This window comes from Frankia sp. CcWB2, from assembly GCF_977927585.1.
Map to the genome: position 1 here is coordinate 11,609 of NZ_CDWRCM010000024.1, position 1,889 is coordinate 13,497.

2 protein-coding genes are annotated in these 1,889 nt (G+C 72.6%); one reads left to right on the plus strand and one right to left on the minus strand.

Features of this window, described 5'->3' with window-relative positions; genetic code table 11:
- Nucleotides 1-613 (plus strand): PH domain-containing protein (locus ACY45C_RS04590; RefSeq protein WP_462186395.1); only part of this gene is annotated, 613 nt, incomplete at its 5' end.
- Between the two features lie 41 nt (nt 614-654).
- On the opposite strand, the gene ACY45C_RS04595 is transcribed toward ACY45C_RS04590, so the two are convergent.
- Nucleotides 655-1,740, minus strand: a complete 1,086-nt coding sequence (locus ACY45C_RS04595) for a nucleotidyltransferase domain-containing protein (RefSeq protein WP_462186396.1) — start codon at nt 1,738-1,740, stop codon at nt 655-657.
- Nucleotides 1,741-1,889: the final 149 nt, after the last annotated feature.

Sequence of the window (1,889 nt, forward strand, 5' to 3'; positions counted from 1 at the left end):
CCCCTACACCGTCTCCGAGTCACCCGACGGGCTGCGCATCATCAGCGGTCTGCTCAACCGCACCCACGCCACGGTCCCGCCGGGACGGGTCCAGGCGATCAGCATCGGCGAACCGGCGCTGTGGCGCTGGTCGGGCTGGGTGACGGTCCGGATGAACGTGGCTGGCGGCGGGCCCTCCGTGCTGCTACCGGTGGCCCGCCGGGCGGATGCGCTGGCCCTGATCGGCCGGCTGCTGCCCAGAGTGGACGTCGCCGCGGTGGCGATGACCCGGCCGCCACGCCGGGCCGCCTGGCTCGCCCCGCTCCACTGGCGGCGGCTGTCCTGCGGAGCGGACGACACGGTCTTCGTCGTACACCGGGGAATCGTCCGGCGGCACACCAATCTCATCCCTCACGGCAAGGTGCAGAGCATCCGGATCGTGCAGAACCCGCTGGCCAGACTGCTACGGCTGGCCGACGTGCACCTCGATACCACCGGCGGCCCGGTGACGGTGCGCGCCGGCCTGCGCGACGCCGACGAGGCGGTCTCGCTCGCCGCCGCGCAGGCCGAGCGATCCCGGATCGGTCGGCGCCACGCCGTACCGGACCGCTGGATGAGCCGGGGCGCTGGATGAGCCGGGGCGCCGGGTAAACGAAGCGCGCTACCGGCCCGCCCTCAGCCGAACGTGGGGAACTCCGGTCCGAAGAGGGAACCCCACAGGTTCACGGCCTCCTCGTGATCGTCGGCCTGTTCCGCATCCACCGCCTTCGCCGAGTAGATCCGGGCGAGCCGGACACTCTCGGCCAACGCCTCGATGTCCTCGGCGCGCAGGTACGACGACAGGTCCCCGCCGACGCCGGCCGGGTCGGCCACGGTGAGGCGGACGTCGTCCAGGTGCCGGAAGACCTCGGCGAGCCCCTGCCGGGTGTTGAGCCCGCGACCGGCGAGGACCTGCCCGGCGAGCGCCTCGATATGGAAGGAGCGCAGGTGGCTGCCGCGCACCCGGTTCCACGCCTTGAGCAGGCGGACCGCCGAGATCACCCGGGGGCCGAGGTCCGCCGCCCAGCTCGTGTGCCGCTCCGGCCGGGTCGGCAGCCAGCCACCGACCCGGTCGGGTATGACGTACCCGGCACGCGGATGATCGAAGGCCGGCACCAGATGGACGTCCGGGGGGGCGTCGTAGACGATGCGCAGCGCCTGGCCGCGGCTGCCGATCGTCTGGATCCGATCTCCGCCGATGGCGTTGCGTACACAGAGCAGCAGGTCGCGGGAGTCCCAGCGGAAACGCTTCCAGGCGCTGTTGGCCGCCGAGAAGACCGCGAAGATGTCGACCTCGTCGAGCGGACGGATCATGGTGTCCCGCCCCGCCGAGCCGATCGTGGCGACCCCGACCAGCGGCAGCGCGCAACGGGGCGGGAAGATCGCGCGCAGCGCCCGCTCCGCCTCGTCGCGGCGAGCCGCGACGACGGCACGGTCCTCGGCACTGAGACGGATCAGGTCGTCGAGTTTCGCGAAGGCACGCGCCGTGGTGCCGACCAGCAGCGGACCCGTCAGCGGACCGGTTGTCGGGTTAATCGGCGACGTCGAGCCGGCCGCAGCCGGCTCGGAGCGGAGGCCTCCCTCGGAGGGGAACAGAGGGTTGAGCGTCCCCGGCGCCGACTCCTTCGGCCGACGCCAGTGCGGCGGAATGATCAGATGGTCGTACGTGACCTCGCTCGGCCGGACTCCGGCCGGTGTCCCCCGAGGGGTATCCACACTCATGGTGCTGACCTCCCAGGCGCAGGTGGCGCCGGACCGTTCGGGCTCCCCTCCCCGGGCACGCGACGGCCCTCCCACGGACCCCCACGGACGCCCCGCCCAGCTTCGGCCCGTCGGCCATTGGTCGCGACATCGCCTTACATGGTGCCCCA